Origin of the sequence: Corynebacterium sp. TAE3-ERU2, from assembly GCF_019209955.1 — a bacterium.
GTDB classification, from domain to species: Bacteria; Actinomycetota; Actinomycetes; order Mycobacteriales; family Mycobacteriaceae; genus Corynebacterium; species Corynebacterium megadyptis.
In genome coordinates this window covers 86,817-104,245 of sequence record NZ_JAHUTL010000001.1, presented here as the reverse complement: position 1 = coordinate 104,245, position 17,429 = coordinate 86,817, and the positions used below count along the sequence as shown (strand labels likewise).

The following is a 17,429-nucleotide window of genomic DNA, read 5'->3' as shown; positions in this document are numbered from 1 at the left end:
GAAAAACGCGAGGTGGCGTCGATAATGCTTGTCGACGCCACCTCGCATGCGCTTCACACGCTAGTGCAAGGCCAACCGCACCGTGATGATCACCATGACAATGCCGATGGCGAAGTTGAGTCGGCGCCAATTCTGTGGCTTCGACAGCGGCCGGGCTAGCGCACGCGCACCGAAACCGATGGTGGGAAACCACAACACGCTTGCTGCCAGGGCACCGGCGGAAAATTCCCAACGACCGACGGGGCCGAATTGGTTGGCGAGTCCGCCCAGCATGACCAGCGTGTCGATATAGGCGGCCGGATTGAACCACGTGAACACGAGCGCGGCGATCACCGGCCTGAGCCACGGTTTTTCGGAGGTAGTCATGCGGCTGCGGCGCTTGGTGGCAACACTGCCGCCGGAGACGTAGCCACTGCCGTGATCGCTGTGCTCTTCGCCGATGTCGGTGCGGCGGAAAGAGGTGTCTTGGAGTGCGCCTGCCTCAGCGATGATCTCGGGGGTGTTGTGCGTAGTAGCATCCTCGCCACGCAGATCCATCTCTTCGGGATCGCGTACATCCGTGGTGCGTAGTGCGCCCGCCTTCGGAGCGAGCGCATCCCGGAAACAGGTGTAGGCAAAGTAGCTGAGATACACCACCCCAGCCCATTTCAGGGCGACGAGCGCGGTGGGGGCCTTCTCGACGAGTACGCCCATTCCAGCAGTGCCGCCGAGAATGAGCAAAATGTCGGAGAGCAGGCAGACGGTGACGACCGCGCCCACGGCGACTCCTTTAACACCTTGTTTGAGCAGTAGCGCGTTCTGCGGTCCGATCGCGATGATCAGGGACAATCCAACGAAAAAGCCATTCAGTGCAATCACGTACTCAATATTCTTGCACTCCACGCGTGAAGGAAAATTAAGTATTCTTCACCTGCGTTAAAATTGCTTCATGGACAACGTCAAGCTGAACACGCTCCTCGCCGTCGTCGATGAAGGCAGCTTCGAAGCAGCCGCCTCACGGCTCGGCATCAGCCCCTCGGCGGTCAGCCAGCGAATCAAAGCGCTGGAAAACACGATCGGGCGGGTACTGCTCAAACGCGCCAACCCCGTCCGCGCCACCGAGGCAGGAGAAATCCTCGTCCAGGCGGGCCGCCGCATGGCGCTGCTGCAGGCCGAAACCAACGCCCAACTACGCGGGCGCCTCGGCCGCGTGCCCCTAGCCATCGCCATTAACGCCGACTCACTCTCCACCTGGTTTCGGCCGGTGCTTGCCGACGTCGCCTCCTGGAATAGTGCGTCATTGCGACTACGCATCGAAGACGAATCCCATTCCCGCAACCTCTTGCGCCGCGGTGACGTCCTCGGCGCCGTCACCCGCGAAGCCGAGGCCGTCTCCGGCTGTGAATCCCACTATCTCGGCGTCATGCGCTATCGCGCGGCCGCGCATCCCCGGCTCCTCGACACCTACACCCGCCCCGACGGCAGCCTCGACTGGGCCTCGATGCCCGCGCTGCGCTACGGCCCCAATGACGAGCTCCAGGAACACGACCTGCTCGGGCGACTACGCAGTGGCGAAGACAGCCGCCACCGCAGCATCTCCTGGATCCCCTCATCGGAAGATTTCGTCTACGCAGCCCGCGTCGGCCTCGGCTGGGGCCTTCTTCCCGAGACGCAACTACGCCCCCTCCTCGACAGCGGCGACGTGGTCCTCCTTGATGACAGCGTCGAAGAAGTCCACCTCTACTGGCAGCACTGGCGGCTCGAATCACCCATCCTGGGTGCGCTCAGCGACGCTGTCCTGGACGCTGCCACCGCCCTCGAGCAATAACAATCCTGTAAAGGTTCCCTCACACTCACGGCACGCCGGTGAGGAAATCCTTCGTTTCACCAGCTCGGCGCTATACGCTGAGCTGCATGACCAAGCCTGAGAACCCCCGCCCCGACAAGGCCCGTGCCGACGACTTCGGCGAGGACACCGAAATCCCTACCTACAACCCCAAGGATTCCGCGGGCTCGGCCGATGCGCGCCGGGATTCCAAGGACGCCAAGGCTTCGGAGTCGCAACGCGCATCCGATAAGCCTGCGGCTAGCGAGCCCGCAGCGAGTGCGCGCGACGAGGCTCACTCTAAAAAACAGTCCTCTGCTACTACGCAGCAGAGTTCCACGCCCGAGCCGAAGAAGTCTGGCAAGCGCTCCACGGCGGGCAGTATTTACGAACGCACTGGCCGTGCAGCACCGCAGGCTATTCCACCCCGCGGCCAGGCCGGCCAGCCTGAGCAAGCACGCGCTGCTGAGCCTGCAGAACAGCCTGCAGCACAGCCCGCGAACGACGCACCCGAGCGCGGTGCTGCTCCGGTGCGTAGTAGCACCCCTAGTCGCGAAGAGGACAGCAACGAAACTGTCGTGATGCCCCGCGCCGGCGCAGCCGCCGCGGCCGCTGCCTCTGCTCAGGCCGCCTCGGACAAGCATCCCGAGCGTTCTCGTCCGCTCGCATCGGATGCGCCGACTAGCGCTCGCGACACTCGCGCCACGGAGCCTGAAAGCACGCCGGCACCCGCGGCCCAGCCTGGCTCGGAACGACGCCAACCCCCGCGCCCCGAGCCGACCCGCCCGGCTGCAGAGGAGACTGTGGCTCTTCAGCGCCCCCAGCCGGCAGGGGATGCGGATTATGATGCGGACTACGCACAAGCGCCGGGCGTGGCTGCAGCATCCGGCGCGGCTGCAGCACCGGCCGCCGGCCCCCAGTGGGTGGAGGGCGATATGGCGGAGCCGGCCGATGATGCCGAACAGCCCTATGACCCGGCGCTGGACCACCGCCGTGGCACCCTGGACTTCGGTATCTTCCTGCTCCGCGTAGGCGTGGGCGCATTGCTGATCCTCGCCGGGGTGAAGACTTTCTTCCAGCTCGGCGACTCCGAGGGTCTGTCTGGGTTGGAAAACGAGTTCAGCGGCTACGCGATGCCGTGGCTGCTGTCGGTTGTTCAGCCCAGCCTGCAGCTGCTCGCCGGTGTGTTCTTGCTGCTTGGTCTCTTGACCCCGGTCGCTGCGGCCGTGGGTATTGTCGCCACGTTGTTGTCTGCGCTGCACCAGATCGATGTGCTCAATGCGGGTGTGAATCCGTTGAATTGGTCGGGCGAGGTGCTCTTCTGCGTAGTCATGATTCTCGCAGTACTTGCCCTCCAGTTCACCGGCCCGGGCAAGCTATCGCTCGACTTCAACCGCTCGTGGGCGCACCGCCCCTTGCTGAGCTCGTGGCTGTGGGTGCTTGTTGGTGGCGCGGCCGCCGTTGCACTGTGGTGGTTTGGCGCCGGAGTTAATCCGCTGAATTAGCGCCGCAACACATAACCGAAAGGGGCTGGTCGTCACAGACCAGCCCCTTTCTTATTTTGCGCACTACGCACAGCGCTTATCGACGCCTTCTACTCCGCAACCGACACGGCCTGGAAGAAGCGCCCCGCTAGCCCTAGTCGACGATGCGCACAGCGCCCTTATCGGCCGAGGACGCCATGGCGGCATAGGCTTTGAGCGCCTTGCTCACTGCGCGGGGTCGGTCCTGGTGTGGAGTGAAGGGGCGTTCGCGGGAGTTTTCCTCTTCGCGGCGCGCGGCGAGTTCATCCTCGGAGATATCGGCGTGAAGCGTCCGCGAGGCGACGTCGATAAGTATGGGGTCTCCGGTGCGCACGAGGCCGATGGTGCCGCCGGCGGCGGCTTCGGGGGAGACGTGGCCGATGGACAGCCCGGAGGAGCCGCCGGAGAAGCGACCATCGGTGACGAGCGCGCACTTTTTGCCCAAGCCGGCGCCCTTGATGAACGCCGTGGGGTGCAGCATTTCCTGCATGCCGGGGCCGCCGGCGGGGCCTTCGTAGGTGACGAAGAGGACTTCGCCGGGCTGCAGCACCTTGTTCAGGATCACAGACACCGCCTCTTCCTGGGACTCCACGACGCGGGCGGTGCCTTCAAAGTGGAATTGCTCCTCGGAAATACCGGCGGTTTTCAAAATGGCGCCGTCCTCGGCGATGTTGCCCCGCAGCACGCACAGGCCACCTTCGGCGGTATAGGCGTGCTCGACGTCGCGGATGCATCCGCCGGCGGCGTCGGTGTCGAGGCTTTCCCAGCGGTTCTCGGTGGAGAACGGCTGCGTAGTACGTACCCCGCCGGGAGCTGCGTGGAAGAGATCCATTGCTTCTTCGCTCGGGTTCTCGGCGCGAATATCCCAGTGGGCGATGTAGTCGGCCAGGGAATCGGAGTGCACCGAGTGGACGGTCTCCTTAAGCAGGCCACCACGGTAGAGCTCGCCCAAGATGGCGGGGATGCCGCCGGCCCGGTGCACGTCTTCCATGAAGTAGTCGGAATTGGGGGCCACCTTGGACAGGCACGGGGTGCGCCGCGAGATCGCGTCGATATCGTCGAGGGTGAAGTCGATCTCGCCCTCGATGGCGGCGGCCAGAATGTGCAGCACCGTGTTGGTGGAACCGCCCATGGCCACGTCCAGTGTCATGGCGTTGGTGAAGGCATCGCGGTTGGCGATGGCGCGCGGCAACACGGAGTCGTCCTCTTCTGCGTAGTAGCGGTGGGCGATCTCCACGATGCGCTGCCCGGCCCGCTCGAAGAGGCGGCGCCGGTAGGCGTGGGTGGCCAAGGTGGAGCCATTGCCCGGCAGGCTCAGCCCGAGGGCCTCGGTGAGGCAGTTCATCGAGTTAGCGGTGAACATACCGGAGCAGGACCCGCAGGTGGGGCAGGCAGAGTTGCTGATTTGCTCGAGGTGGTGATCATCGACGGTGTCGTTGGCGGAGGCGGAGATCGCGTCCACCAGATCGGATCCGCGCTTGGCGACGCCATCAACCACAATCGCCTCGCCCGATTCCATGGGGCCACCGGAGACAAAAATGGTGGGGATGTTCAATCGCAGCGCCGCGTTGAGCATGCCCGGGGTGATCTTGTCGCAGTTAGAGATACAGACCAGGGCGTCGGCGGTGTGGGCGTTGACCATGTACTCCACCGAGTCGGCGATGATTTCGCGCGAGGGCAGCGAGTAGAGCATGCCATTGTGGCCCATGGCGATGCCGTCGTCGACGGCGATGGTGTTGAACTCCTTCGGCACACCCCCAGCGGCGCGCACCGCATCGGCCACGATATCGCCGACATTCTTCAGGTGCACATGCCCTGGAACGAACTGAGTATAGGAGTTGGCGATGGCCACGATGGGCTTGCCGAAATCCTCCGGCTTGGTACCAGTTGCTTGCCAGAGGGCGCGCGCCCCGGCGGCATTGCGGCCGACAGTTGTCACACGTGAGCGAAGGGGAATCATAAGGTGAACACTTCCGAAAATGACGATTGATGGGTGACTACGCTACAGAGTAGAGGGTCAGGCCTGAAAAATTAGTGACGGGGGCAGCTTTAGCGCCCCAGGTTGCGCGAGAGTGCTCGGCTGTTTTATCGGATTTATGCAGCTTATCGACGCTGCGACGCTGCTTTTCTTAACCGCGGAACGAGGGCCAGCGCCGTGTTTTTCCACCACGAATACCGCAGCCGGCGGCAGGGTGTGTGCGGGGGAGTCAGGCTGATGCGTAGTAGCATCCACAGCACGTGTGCGCCCTGGGAAGTTATGCCGCCGGTGGGGGCCCGCTCGTAGTATGCGGACAATCAGCGGGGAGTATGAGACGGATGCACGCGCGAGCGACGGTGTGCTCGCCCCATCGATCACCGCCGCCACAGCGCCGCGCCGCACCAGCTCACCGCGCCGCGCCATCGCACCACAGCAGCTACACGAGCTCAGCGCCCCACAGCAGCCGCACCTCAGTCTAGCCTTGAGGCTTGTCCTTCTGTTCTGTGGAGGCGTCCCGCTCGGGCTTTTTCTCGCGAAGCTCGCTGCGCCCATCTCTATGGACCACTTCGACCTTCTCTGCGGCGGCGTCGCGCCCTTGGGTGATGGGGTCGGGGATACGGCCTTGGGAGGCGGCTTCCAGTTTGGGCAGGGAATTGAAGGTCACGCCCGGCATGCGGTGCTTCTGGGAGTCGGAGGTGCGCAGCAGGGCTTTGGCCCCGGAAAACTCCACGCCGTCGATGTTGTCCCAGGGCACGGTTGTGGAGGAGCCAAAGGCGGGGGAGATGGTGATGCCCGCCGGCCCCACCAGCGTGGCGGACTTTAGGACGTAATAGATGAAGATCAGCGGCAGTAGCAGGATCCAGCCGAGAAGCAACGGCTGGTAGGCCACGCCTACCAGGGCGATGAGGATCATGATGACGGCCGCGAGGATGTGGCTGCGGTCGGGGCGGAAGGTGGTGACGATCTCGTCGCTTCGTTTGGCAGCACCATCCCGGGTACTCGAGCGGGCAGTATCGGCTCGGCCTGCGGCGTCTGTGCTGCGGGCGCGGGAGGATCGTGCGGGCTTATCTGAGTGTCCGGGGCGTGAGTTCATAGCTGCCTATTCTACGTCCGTCGTCTCGCTGGGATTATTAGCCTCCGAGTTCTCCGGTTCGGACTGCTCTGGCTCTTGGGGCGAGGTGCTCGGAGCAGGCGAGCTGCTAGGGGCGGGCGAGTTTCTGGTGGGGGCTGGGTTGGTGGCGCTGGGCTCGGGTGTCCCATTTGGCTCGCTCGTCGCGGGCGATGGCGTGGTTGAGGCTGGGGTGGAGGGCTGGCTGCTGGAGGTGGTCGGGTCGACGAAGCGGGTCGTGGCCCGCCAGTCCTCCGCCGGCTGCACCGTCAATAGCTTGGTGATCAGCAAGATCAGTGCCGCGATCATCATCAGCGTGGTGGACACGCGCGTCCGTCCGCCGAGCGAGAGTGCCTGCTTCCAGCGCTGCTCGTAGACGTCCGTGCGGAAGATGTGCGTGGGGCCCTGATCTTCTTCGGCATCGCGCTTATCGACGCCGGGCTCCTCTATCACCGGCGCATCGGTGGCAGGGAAGCTGCGGGTGCGTTCATCGGCCAGGGCGGCAGCCTGCTGAGTCGGTTCCTCGTCGGGCGTCGCTGCGTCCGCAGCGCCAGCAGCAGCCACGCCCGCACCAGCGCCCGCCGCACCAGCAGCAGCCACGCCCGCAGCGCCACCAGCACCAGCAGCAGCCACGCCAGCGGCGCGTGCCGCATCCTCGGCAGGTTTATTATCGGCGCGGGCGGCGTCGTCAAGCGAAGAACGGGCTGCGAGGGAGTGTGGTGTTTCGAGGGGACGTGTGGTGGCGTCGCGCAGCTCGGCGACGCGCATGCCATCGACGGTGGTGGCGGAGCCGTATTCGTCCCAGAATTCCTTGAGTACTTCGGTGCGGATGGCGCGTTCGACGGCCCATTGGCGGGCGGGATTGACCTGGACGATAAAGCGCATGGTCATCATCCACGGCATGCCGACGATGGTGGGCGGAACGACATCGACGGCGGGATGGACTTCGAGTTCGCCGATGATATCGCGCTTGACTACTGGGTCATTGAGGGCGCGCTCGGCGGCGCTGGTGGAGCGGCTGATGGCAGATTCCACCGAGTCGGATCCCAGTAGCGGCACCGGAAGGACGGCGACAGCCCGGGCCCAGTAGTTGGAATAGTTGATGCACACGCGGGCTGTACCGTTCGGGACGGTGACGTTTTCGCCGTTGAGGGTGCGGATCTTGGTGGCGCGCATGGTGATCTGCATGACGTCGCCTTCGACGCTGATGCCATTGCCTTCGAATTGCACCCAGTCGCCGACACCATATTGCTTCTCGGTGATGATGAAAAAGCCCGCGAGGAAGTCGCCAATGAGGGCTTGGGCGCCAAAACCGAGGGCGGCAGAAATGACGGTCGCCGGCACGGCGGCACCCACGAGCGAGAGGCCTAGGGTCTTGAAGAAGACGAGGATGAGGAGGAAGTAGGCGATACCTTGGCCGATATAGACGGCCGCGCCGACGAGCGCGAGACTGGCCTTGCGGTCTTCCTCGGAGTCCTCCCATTTGGATTGCACGTAGCGGTTGATGAGCCTGCCGACTCTGGGCACGAGTAGGCCCAAGAGAATGAGAAGAAGAAGGGTGAGACCTTGGCTGACGATCCAGTCGAGCGTTTGATAGAAGATGTACTGAGCTTGAGTGAGCATGGTGGTTTCTAAAATAGTCGTTTCCCGCGGTGTGGCCAACGAGTTATTAGCGCTTATCGACGCCCACCCGCAGCCACCCTGACCTGCTCTCATCTAACTCTCAGCCGCATTTTTTAGTTCCGCCGCCACCGTGGTGCTGGCGCTGTCCGCGGTTGCCGGCAGAGCGCCCGCTATCGCCGCAGCATGCGGCCGCGCTGGGGGAGTGGCGCGTCGGCCGTGGCCGGACCGCTTCGGCCGCGCTGCCGTCTGATGGGGGTAGTTTCTGTGAATTGTGTGTGAGTTCCGAGGGCTGCTGTGTATTATTGCCGCATGACCAACATTCGACTTGTACTCGTAATTACCGAGCGGCGCGCGCCGTAGCGGTCGGTACTAGTCGTCCCATATAGCACGCGCCCTCGACGGACTCGAACACCAGACGAGTTCCCGCCGAGGGTTTTGGTTTATCAGCGGTCTGTGTCCCTCCATCACCCCCCGAGGCGCCGCTGAGTGCTACGACATAATTACACAGCTGATGTTTCACTCCCCGCCGGCAGGATATGCCCACCCGCGCCTCTATCTTTCGGTGTGCTGGTGGGACAACTCTGCTGCGTAGTACATAGCAAGTGACAGCAACGAACAAGGAGCCAATCCACCGTGGCCGAGAAGCAACAGCCCTCATCGCAGGCTGCAGCGCACCACAGCCAGACCTCACAGGCGGATGCCGTGAATGGTCAGCGCATGACTGGTGCGCAGGCAATCGTAACGACCTTGGAACTCATCGGGATCGATACCATTTTCGGTATTCCTGGCGGCGCCGTCCTGCCGCTGTATGATCCCCTCTATTCCTCCACCAAGGTGCGCCACGTACTCGTACGCCACGAGCAGGGCGCGGGCCATGCTGCCACCGGCTATGCCCAGGCCACCGGCCGTATCGGGGTGTGCGTCGCCACCTCTGGTCCGGGCGCGACTAACTTGGTCACCCCGATCGCCGATGCCATGCTGGACTCCGTTCCGATGCTGGCCATTACCGGCCAGGTGGGGCACTCCCTGCTGGGCACGGACGCCTTCCAAGAGGCGGATATCCGCGGTATCACCATGCCGGTGACCAAGCACAACTACATGATCACCGACCCCAATGACATCCCGCGGGCCTTCGCCGAGGCCTATCACATCGCCACCACGGGACGCCCCGGGCCGGTGCTGCTGGACATCCCCAAGGATGTACAAAACGCGGAGATGACCTTCGAGTGGCCGCCGAAGATCAAGATCCCCGGCTATCGCCCGACGGTCACGCCGCACAGCCGACAGATCGATGAGGCCGTCAAGCTCATCTCCCAAGCCTCCAAACCGGTGATCTATGCTGGCGGCGGCATCATCAAGGCCAATGCGTCCGCGGAGCTGCAGGAATTCATCGACAAAACCGGCATTCCGGTGGCCACTACGCTCATGGCCTTGGGCACTGTGCCCTCTCATCATGAACTGAACATGGGCATGCCGGGCATGCACGGCACCGTCTCGGCGGTGGGTGCGATCCAACGCGCGGATCTGCTCATCACCATCGGCGCGCGCTTCGATGACCGCGTCACCGGCGATGTTGATTCCTTCGCTCCCGAGGCCAAGGTGATTCACGCTGATATCGACCCAGCCGAGATCGGCAAGATCCGGGTGGCTGATGTGCCGATCGTCGGTGATGCCCGCGAGGTGCTGAGCGCCTTCAACCGCGCCTTCGACTCCGAGTCCGTTGACACCCAGGACCTCAGCGCGTGGCACAGCTATCTCAACTCGCTCAAGGAGCGCTTCCCGCGCGGCTGGGACGATGTGGATGATGGCCTGCTCACCCCGCAGCACGTGATCCGCGAGCTCTCTAAAACAGTCGGCCCGGACGCCATCTACTGTGCCGGCGTGGGCCAGCACCAGATGTGGTCGGCGCAATTCATTGACTTCGAGCATCCGCGCACGTGGTTGAATTCCGGCGGATTGGGCACCATGGGCTATTCCGTGCCGGCCGCCCTCGGCGCCAAGGCGGGCTGCCCAGATAAGGAAGTATGGGCCATCGATGGCGATGGGTGCTTCCAGATGACCAACCAAGAGCTCACCACCTCCGCGATTGAGAACATGCCCATCAAGGTGGCGGTGATCAATAACGGCAATCTCGGCATGGTGCGTCAGTGGCAGACACTGTTCTATGAGAGTCGCTACTCCAACACCAAGCTGCGTGAGCAGGGCGAGTATGTGCCGGACTTCGTCGCCCTCGCCGAGGGGCTCGGCTGTGTCGCCTTCCGCGTGACCAAGGAAGAGGACATCGTGCCCACCATTAACAAGGCGCGCGAGATCAACGACCGGCCCGTGCTCATCGACTTCATCGTGGGCCAGGACGCCCAGGTGTGGCCGATGGTCTCGGCCGGCGCCTCGAACACGGATATCCAATACGCCCGTGATCTGCGTCCGCTTTTCGACGAAGAGTCCTCGGCCGCGTCCGCCTCGGACTATTCCGATGGCAATGCCTCCGGCTACGCGGCGCACGCCTCGCGGGCGGAGAGCGACTACGCAGAGAACACCGCAGCGGCTGCTGCCGACACCGACTCCGCATCGCGCGGCTAAGAGAGAAGGATAAGAATCAATGTCTGAAGAAATCCATCGTCACACTCTCAGCGTGCTCGTTCAGGATGTCGACGGCATCATCTCCCGCGTTGCTGGGCTATTCAGCCGCCGGGCGTACACCATGAGCGCGATCACCTCGGCGCGCACCGAAACACGCGGCGTCAACCGCATCACCATCGTGGTCCACACCGACGATGACTCGATCGAGCAGATCACCAAGCAGCTGAACAAGCTGATCCACGTCCTCAAGGTGGTGCGCCTCGAGCCGGAGAAGACCATCGCGCGGGCGTTGCTCATGGTGAAGGTGAACGCCGATGCCGCCAACCGCCCGCTCGTGGTGGATGCGGCGAATCTCTTCCGCGCCCGCGTCGTGGACGTCTCTCCCGATTCCATGGTGATCGAGGCCACCGGCGCGCCCGATAAATTGGACGCGCTGCTCGAGGTGCTCGAGCCCTTCGGTATTCGGGAGATGGCCAAGTCCGGCCAGATCGCGATGCACCGTGGTCCTCGCATTCTCACGCCCAACCACAAGAAGGCGTCTCAAATAGTGGACTTCGAGTCCCAGTAAGTGATACGCTACCCCTAGCATTTCCATCAATGAAAGGTTGATCTCTCCAACATGGCTATTGAAGTGTTCTACGACGCCGATGCAGACCTGTCCATCATTCAAGGCCGCAAGGTTGCGGTTGTGGGCTATGGCTCCCAGGGCCACGCTCACGCTCAGTGTCTGCGCGACTCTGGTGTCGAGGTCAAGATCGGTCTGCGCGAGGGCTCCAAGTCCGCCGCTAAGGCCGAAGAGGCTGGCTTCGAGGTTGGATCCGTCGCCGAGGTGTCCGAGTGGGCAGATGTCATCATGATCCTGGCCCCGGATACCTCCCAGGCGACGATCTTCACCGAGCAGATCGAGCCGCACCTGAAGTCCGGCGATGTGCTGCTCTTCGGTCACGGCCTGAACATCCACTTCGACCTGATCACCCCCGCCGAGGACATCGCCGTGGGCATGGTGGCCCCCAAGGGTCCCGGTCACCTGGTTCGTCGCCAGTTCGTCGACGGCAAGGGCGTGCCCTGCCTGATCGCCGTCGATCAGGATCCTTCCGGCAACACCCAGGACCTCACGCTGTCCTATGCTGCCGCTATCGGTGGCGCCCGCGCCGGCGTGATCGTCACCTCCTTCCGCGAGGAGACCGAGACCGACCTCTTCGGCGAGCAGGCCGTGCTCTGCGGTGGCCTCGAGTCGCTGATGATGACCGGCTTCGAGGTGCTCACCGAGGCCGGCTACGCCCCCGAGATGGCCTACTTCGAGGTGCTGCACGAGATGAAGCTCATCGTGGACCTCATCTGGGAGGGCGGCCTGGAGAACATGAACTACTCCATCTCCGAGACCGCTGAGCTCGGCGGCTACGTTGCCGGCCCGCGCATCATCGACGCCGAGGCCAAGAAGCGCATGGAAGAGGTGCTCGCTGATATTCAGTCGGGCAAGTTCGTGCGCGACATGGTTGCCGACGTTGAGGCCGGCCAGCCGAAGATGAAGGACTACCGCGAGCAGATCGCCAACCACCCGATCGAGAAGACCGGTGCGAAGTTGCGCGACATGATGTCCTGGGTGAAGAACCCGCTGGACGCCACTGCGTAGTAGCCCCAAATAGCCATTAGCCCCACCATCTGGTGGGGCTTTTGCACGTATAGGCTAACCATAATATTTTCAATACTGGCAATTAATGAAAATAGGGGATAGGCTATCAGGTATGACTACCTCCTCCCCTCATTCCCACGACTCCCACGAGGAGCATGCCCACGACTCCGCGCATGACTCCGGCCACGGTCACGACCACGATCACGGTCACGACCATGCCCATGGTCACGACCATGCGCATGCGCATGTGCCCACCGACTCGCTGCGGGCGCTGCTTGTCGTTATCGGCCTGACAGCTACGGTCTTCTTCGCCGAGCTCATCGTCGGCCTCATTTCCGGATCCTTGGCCTTGCTCTCCGATGCGGCGCATATGCTCTCGGATTCGGCGGGACTGTTTATCGCCCTGATCGCGATGGTGGTGGGGCGCTCCGCGCACTCCGCCGGCGCGACCTTTGGCTATAAGCGCATGGAGGTCTTCGCCGCGCTTTTCAATGCCCTCACCGTCACTGTGATTGCGATCTATATCTTCATTGAGGCGATCGGGCGTTTCGGCCACCACCACACCGTGGACACCGGCATGATGCTCATCGTCGCCGTGATCGGCCTGGCCGTGAATACCATCGCGGCGGTGGTCTTGGTGCGGCGACAGCACGACAGCATGAACCTGCGCGGGGCCTATCTGCACGTGCTCACCGACCTATTGGGCTCGGTGGCGGTGATTATCGCCGGGTTGATTATTCGCTACACCGGCTTCGTGGCCGCCGACACCATTGCGAGCGTTATTATCGCCGCGATGATTCTGCCGCGCTCCCTGCGGCTGGTGCTGGATGCCTGCCAGGTGCTTCTCGAGCACGCCCCAGCCGGGGTGACCGTCGATCGGGTGCAGCAGCGGCTCATCGAGATCGATGCGGTCAACCAGGTACACGACATTCACATCTGGAGCCTCGATGGCACTACGCATCTGTGCTCCTGCCACCTTGTGGTCGACAATACGTTGGACGCCTCGGACCACTGCGTAGTACTCGATACCGCCACGGCCGCGTTGAAGGAGATGGGCCTGGGGCACGCCACCATTCAGATTGAATCCGAGAAGCACGCAGGGCATGAGGAAGTACAATGCCAAGGCGAGTAAGTGGCGCGGGGCGGCGTCGATAAGCGCTATCGCGACGCGGCTGGAATGAAGCGCTAGGTTTAAGGGTATGGGTTTTAGTACGCCAAGCTATGTTTTGACTGACCTGTTTGCCCGCATCAATCGGGGTGATCTGCAGCTACCGGATTTTCAGCGCACCTTCCGCTGGGATGTGGATCGAGTACGCGCCCTCATCCTGACGGTGCTCCGCGGCTATCCGATCGGCACGCTGATGACTCTGGATGTGCGCGGCGAGCCGGTGCGCTTCAAACCGCGGCCGCTGCAGGGGGCGCCGAATGAAGGCTCCGATCCGGGTTGGTTGCTTCTCGACGGCCAGCAGCGGCTCACCACGCTGTTTCATACCTTGAGCGGCGATGGCTATATCGACACCGTGGACTTTCGCCGCAAGCGGGTGCGTCGCAAGTTCTATCTGGACATCAACAAGGCGCTCGAGGGCGATATCCTGCCCGATGAAGCTGTGTTTTCCGTGGATGAACACGGCATCGTGCACACGCATTTCGGGCCCTTTATCGACGGCGGGGTCAGCGATCATGAGGCGGAGCTGAGCAATGAGGTCATTCCCATTGCTGACCTATTGAATGACAAGGGCGCCAACATGCTCTTCGATCTCGCCGCCCGGGGCGACGCCGATACGCGCGAACGCATGAAAACCATCATGAACCGCGTCGTGCGCCCGCTGTCTCGCTATAGCGTGCCGATGATCCGGCTGGATCGCGATACCCACACCGGCGGCATCGGCTCCATTTTCGCCCACGCCAACTCCGGCGGACTACGCATGGGCGTCTTCGACCTACTCACCTCGGTCTTTGCCACCGAGGACAGCGAGTACAAGCTGGGAGACGATTGGAAAAAGACCAAGGATGTGCTCTCCAATTTCGAGGTGCTCGGCGATGTCGGCACCACCGACTTCCTCAAGGCCGTGACACTGCTGGTGACCTACCGGCGTGGCCGCGCCTCGGGGCAGCGCGAGGATATCCTGCAGCTCACCCTCGAGGAGTACAAGCCCGCCGCCGAGGCAATGCGAGTGGCCTTCGCGCACACCGCGAAATTCCTCCGCGACCGCCGCATCTTCACCCGCGAGCAAGTGCCCTATACTTCCCAGCTGGTGGCGCTGGCTGTCATCCTTGCGATCCTGGAGGAGGAGCCGGAAGTATGGCAGTCCCGCGCAGCGTGGGACCGGCTCTACAGGTGGTTCTGGTGCGTGATTATGGGCGAGCTCTACGGCACCGCCGCAGTGGCCAACCGGGCCGCCCGAGACGTCAACGAAGTGCCGCGCTGGGTGCTCGCCGCCGCCCGCGCCGAGCGGTCCGGTGCAGCGGGGCAGTCCGGTGCAGCAGGGGAGTCTGGCGCTGCCGCGGATGTGGAGCTGCCCGCGAGCGTGGCGAAGGCGCGCTTCGCCGAGTCGCGTCTGCTCAGCATCGACGCCGATTCCACTGCCTATAAGGGAATCTTCGCGCTCATGATGGGTCGCGGGGCCAAGGACTGGCGCACCGGGCTGGAATTTACCGGCGAAAATATCGAGGATCTCGACGCCGGATTCCACTACATCTTCCCGCCGCGATGGTGCGCCGAGCAGGGTGTGGACCCAGTGCTGTATAACTCGGTGCTCAACCGCGCCCCGATGGGTCGGCGCACCCAGGTGGTGATTTCGGGAACCCCGCCCTCGCGCTACCTGCCGCGCGTGCAGTCGAAGTCCATCATGGAAGATGCCGAGTTCGACGCGGTACTCGCCACCTCCATGCTCCGCCCCGAGTACTTGCACGCGGCCAAGGCAGAGGAATTCTTCTCCGATCGCCGCCGTCAAGTGGTGCAGGCCATCGAAGAGGCGATGGGTAATGAGGCGATTCACGACGTGGATGAAAACGATCTGCGTGGCGGCCACGAGGGCCCCGATGCCTTCCAGTGTCCCGAAGAAAGCACGGGAGAATAATAAGATGCGCTAGGCTAAGCTGTCGATACTGCCCTGTAGGGGCGCGTTTCGTGGTGCGCGCACGTGACCTCGGCACGGTGGCGCGCCGGGTATCGCTGGGCTGCTGCGTAGTGTCCGCTAGCACGCAGCCGAGACCGCGTCCAATGGGTAGGTAGATATGTTTAAAGACCTAGGCAAACCAGCAATCGAACCCGTCAGGGCGAGAGGATTATTTAGTGAAGAAGAACAAGGCTATCGCGATCGCCGCGAGTGTGCTCATGCTCTCCAGCGTGGGAGTGGCGTGCTCTAATAACAATGGCGGCGCCGATAATAAACCGGCGGCGTCGAATGCAGCGGCAGCCCGCGACGTGGACCCCCGTTTCGGCGAGGCCCCTTTCGTGGTAGGCGATAACGATTTCTCCGGCATTGACGCCTCCAAGCTCTTCTATGACCACTCCGAGACAGCGGTGGTCACTGGGATGGCTAAGGCCTCGCAGCTGCGCGGCGCATCGATCGCGGCTGTGGCCCACGCCCCGATGCTGATGAATACTCCCGATAACCGCGCCGCGATCCTCGAGGAGCTCAAGCGTCTCAAGGCCACCAAGGTGCTGCTGGTCGGCGATACGGACTTCGCCGCGGCTGAGGCAACTGACGATGCTGAAATCACCTTCATCAAGGATGAAGGCACCATCGCATCCTTGGAGGCCGCCACCTCGCAGAGCTTCACTGAGAAGACCACCGAAAGTACCGGACAGGCCATCACGGACATTGTGAATCTGGATCCCAAGCAGCCCACCCTGCTGGTTCCGGAGGGCTATTCCACCCCGGCCGAGGGCAAGGCCAAGGAGCAGGAGAATTTCCCAGCCCAGTCCGCGCTTGACGACGGCAACTCTCCGGTGGTGCTGACCTCCCCGATGAGCGGTATCCCGGCAACTGCCACCGCCAAGGCGTGGGGTGCTGACCTCATTGCTCTGCCGTGGCCGGATCCACGCGCCTCGGAAGAGGGCATCAAGGCTGTGGCCGGAATGGAAGATAAGCCGGTGATCGCCTTGGGTCGTCTCTTTGGTTCCAAGGAGAACCTGAAGAAGCGCATTGTGCTCAGCCAGGAGGTCACCGAGGAGCAGCCCGGTGGCGGCCAGCTCGTCTTCCCAGGCCGCCACGTGGTTGCCCTCTATGGCCACCACACTGGTCCTGCCTTGGGGGCGATGGGTGAGCAGGATTCTGCCTCCGCTGCGGAGCGTGTGGTAGACATCGCCGAGCAGTACCAGCAGTATGTGGACGATCCGGTCATCCCCGCCTTCGAGATGATGGCCACCGTGGCCTCCTCGGATCCGGGTGATGATAATGACTATTCCAATGAGGCCACGACCGAGGAGTTGCTTGACTATCTCGATGCCATCACCGAGGTCGGCGGCTATGCGGTGCTTGATCTACAGCCCGGCCGGGCGCGTCTGCTCGACCAAGCCAAGCTCTACGAAGAGCTGCTCAGGCGCCCCAACGTGGGTTTGGCGCTCGATCCGGAGTGGAAGCTCGGGCCGAATGATCTGCCCCTGCAGAATGTGGGCCATGTGGACGCTGCCGAGGTGAACGAGGTCTCCGATTGGCTCGCCAAGCTGGTCGAGGAGAATAACCTGCCGCAGAAGCCCTTGGTACTGCACCAGTTCCAACTGCAGATGATCCGCAACCGCGAGCAGCTGAATGTGGACTACCCCGAGCTGGCCATCGTGCTGCACGCCGATGGTCACGGCACCCCGGATCTGAAGTTCCAAACCTGGGAGGTGCTCAAGGAAGATCTCGATCCACGCATCTTCTTGGCGTGGAAGAACTTCTACGACGAGGATTCTCCCACCTTCACTCCGGAGCAGACGATGGACATCGAGCCGCGTCCGTGGTTTGTGTCCTATCAATAAAATCCCCCCAATTGAGGCCGATTCAGCAAGGATCGGTCTCCTAGCCATTAAGATTTAAAAGGCCCCACCCACGCTGTACTACGCAGCAGAGGGTGGGCCTGTTTCTGGCCTCACCGCAAGTCTGGAATATCAGACTTTCTATGAAGGCGTGGCGGCGTCGTCACGCATCAGCCGGAAGCCGCCCAACACCCCATATCCCCAGGAGATTCCT

12 protein-coding genes are annotated in these 17,429 nt (G+C 62.9%); 8 read left to right on the top strand and 4 right to left on the bottom strand.

Annotation, left to right across the window (positions count from 1 at the left end; translation table 11 throughout):
- Positions 1 to 60 precede the first annotated feature (60 nt).
- Positions 61 to 858, bottom strand: coding sequence for a LysE family transporter (locus KRX12_RS00430; protein WP_218365373.1), 798 nt, complete (start codon positions 856 to 858; stop codon positions 61 to 63).
- A gap of 70 nt (positions 859 to 928) precedes the next feature.
- Here KRX12_RS00430 and KRX12_RS00425 point away from each other — a divergent pair, with 70 nt between their 5' ends.
- Together KRX12_RS00425 and KRX12_RS00420 are read left to right on the top strand one after the other, a co-directional pair.
- Positions 929 to 1,807, top strand: coding sequence for a LysR family transcriptional regulator ArgP (locus KRX12_RS00425; RefSeq protein WP_218365372.1), 879 nt, complete (start codon positions 929 to 931; stop codon positions 1,805 to 1,807).
- 86 nt (positions 1,808 to 1,893) lie between these two features.
- Positions 1,894 to 3,309: a DoxX family membrane protein gene (locus tag KRX12_RS00420; protein WP_218365371.1), complete on the top strand. Its 1,416-nt coding sequence runs from the start codon at positions 1,894 to 1,896 to the stop codon at positions 3,307 to 3,309.
- Between the two features lie 133 nt (positions 3,310 to 3,442).
- On the opposite strand, the gene ilvD is transcribed toward KRX12_RS00420, so the two are convergent.
- The 3 genes from ilvD to KRX12_RS00405 form a co-directional block, all read right to left on the bottom strand.
- Complete coding sequence (gene ilvD / locus KRX12_RS00415; RefSeq protein ID WP_218365370.1) at positions 3,443 to 5,287, bottom strand: dihydroxy-acid dehydratase; 1,845 nt, start codon at positions 5,285 to 5,287, stop codon at positions 3,443 to 3,445.
- Positions 5,288 to 5,780: 493 nt separating this feature from the next.
- Positions 5,781 to 6,398: a PH domain-containing protein gene (locus KRX12_RS00410; protein ID WP_218365369.1), complete on the bottom strand. Its 618-nt coding sequence runs from the start codon at positions 6,396 to 6,398 to the stop codon at positions 5,781 to 5,783.
- A gap of 6 nt (positions 6,399 to 6,404) precedes the next feature.
- Complete coding sequence (locus KRX12_RS00405; RefSeq protein ID WP_218365368.1) at positions 6,405 to 8,036, bottom strand: mechanosensitive ion channel family protein; 1,632 nt, start codon at positions 8,034 to 8,036, stop codon at positions 6,405 to 6,407.
- 633 nt (positions 8,037 to 8,669) lie between these two features.
- On the opposite strand from KRX12_RS00405, the gene KRX12_RS00400 reads away from it, so the two are divergent.
- The 6 genes from KRX12_RS00400 to KRX12_RS00375 all read left to right on the top strand — a co-directional run bounded on the left by KRX12_RS00400 (position 8,670) and on the right by KRX12_RS00375 (position 17,218).
- Positions 8,670 to 10,616 carry an acetolactate synthase large subunit gene (locus KRX12_RS00400; RefSeq protein WP_218363743.1) on the top strand — a complete coding sequence of 649 codons (1,947 nt, stop codon included), beginning with the start codon at positions 8,670 to 8,672 and terminating at the stop codon, positions 10,614 to 10,616.
- 19 nt (positions 10,617 to 10,635) lie between these two features.
- The gene (ilvN, locus tag KRX12_RS00395; RefSeq protein ID WP_218363742.1) at positions 10,636 to 11,184 is read left to right on the top strand and encodes an acetolactate synthase small subunit; all 549 of its coding nucleotides are present in this window, start codon (positions 10,636 to 10,638) and stop codon (positions 11,182 to 11,184) included.
- Positions 11,185 to 11,235: 51 nt separating this feature from the next.
- Positions 11,236 to 12,249 carry a ketol-acid reductoisomerase gene (ilvC, locus tag KRX12_RS00390; protein WP_218363741.1) on the top strand — a complete coding sequence of 338 codons (1,014 nt, stop codon included), beginning with the start codon at positions 11,236 to 11,238 and terminating at the stop codon, positions 12,247 to 12,249.
- A 112-nt stretch (positions 12,250 to 12,361) separates the two neighbouring features.
- On the top strand, positions 12,362 to 13,381 hold the full coding sequence (locus tag KRX12_RS00385) for a cation diffusion facilitator family transporter (RefSeq protein ID WP_218365367.1): 1,020 nt from the start codon (positions 12,362 to 12,364) through the stop codon (positions 13,379 to 13,381).
- Between the two features lie 67 nt (positions 13,382 to 13,448).
- Positions 13,449 to 15,329: a DUF262 domain-containing protein gene (locus tag KRX12_RS00380; RefSeq protein WP_218365366.1), complete on the top strand. Its 1,881-nt coding sequence runs from the start codon at positions 13,449 to 13,451 to the stop codon at positions 15,327 to 15,329.
- 215 nt (positions 15,330 to 15,544) lie between these two features.
- A complete protein-coding gene (locus tag KRX12_RS00375) occupies positions 15,545 to 17,218 on the top strand; it encodes a cell wall-binding repeat-containing protein (protein ID WP_218365365.1) in 1,674 nt (557 codons plus the stop codon).
- Positions 17,219 to 17,429 lie beyond the last annotated feature (211 nt).

Coding starts and splice junctions, on each gene's coding strand:
- KRX12_RS00385 (WP_218365367.1), top strand. CDS start 12,362: ATGACTACCTCCTCCCCTCATTCCCACGACTCCCACGAGGAGCATGCC.
- KRX12_RS00425 (WP_218365372.1), top strand. CDS start 929: ATGGACAACGTCAAGCTGAACACGCTCCTCGCCGTCGTCGATGAAGGC.
- ilvN (WP_218363742.1), top strand. CDS start 10,636: ATGTCTGAAGAAATCCATCGTCACACTCTCAGCGTGCTCGTTCAGGAT.
- KRX12_RS00380 (WP_218365366.1), top strand. CDS start 13,449: ATGGGTTTTAGTACGCCAAGCTATGTTTTGACTGACCTGTTTGCCCGC.
- KRX12_RS00410 (WP_218365369.1), bottom strand. CDS start 6,398: ATGAACTCACGCCCCGGACACTCAGATAAGCCCGCACGATCCTCCCGC.
- KRX12_RS00405 (WP_218365368.1), bottom strand. CDS start 8,036: ATGCTCACTCAAGCTCAGTACATCTTCTATCAAACGCTCGACTGGATC.
- ilvD (WP_218365370.1), bottom strand. CDS start 5,287: ATGATTCCCCTTCGCTCACGTGTGACAACTGTCGGCCGCAATGCCGCC.
- ilvC (WP_218363741.1), top strand. CDS start 11,236: ATGGCTATTGAAGTGTTCTACGACGCCGATGCAGACCTGTCCATCATT.
- KRX12_RS00420 (WP_218365371.1), top strand. CDS start 1,894: ATGACCAAGCCTGAGAACCCCCGCCCCGACAAGGCCCGTGCCGACGAC.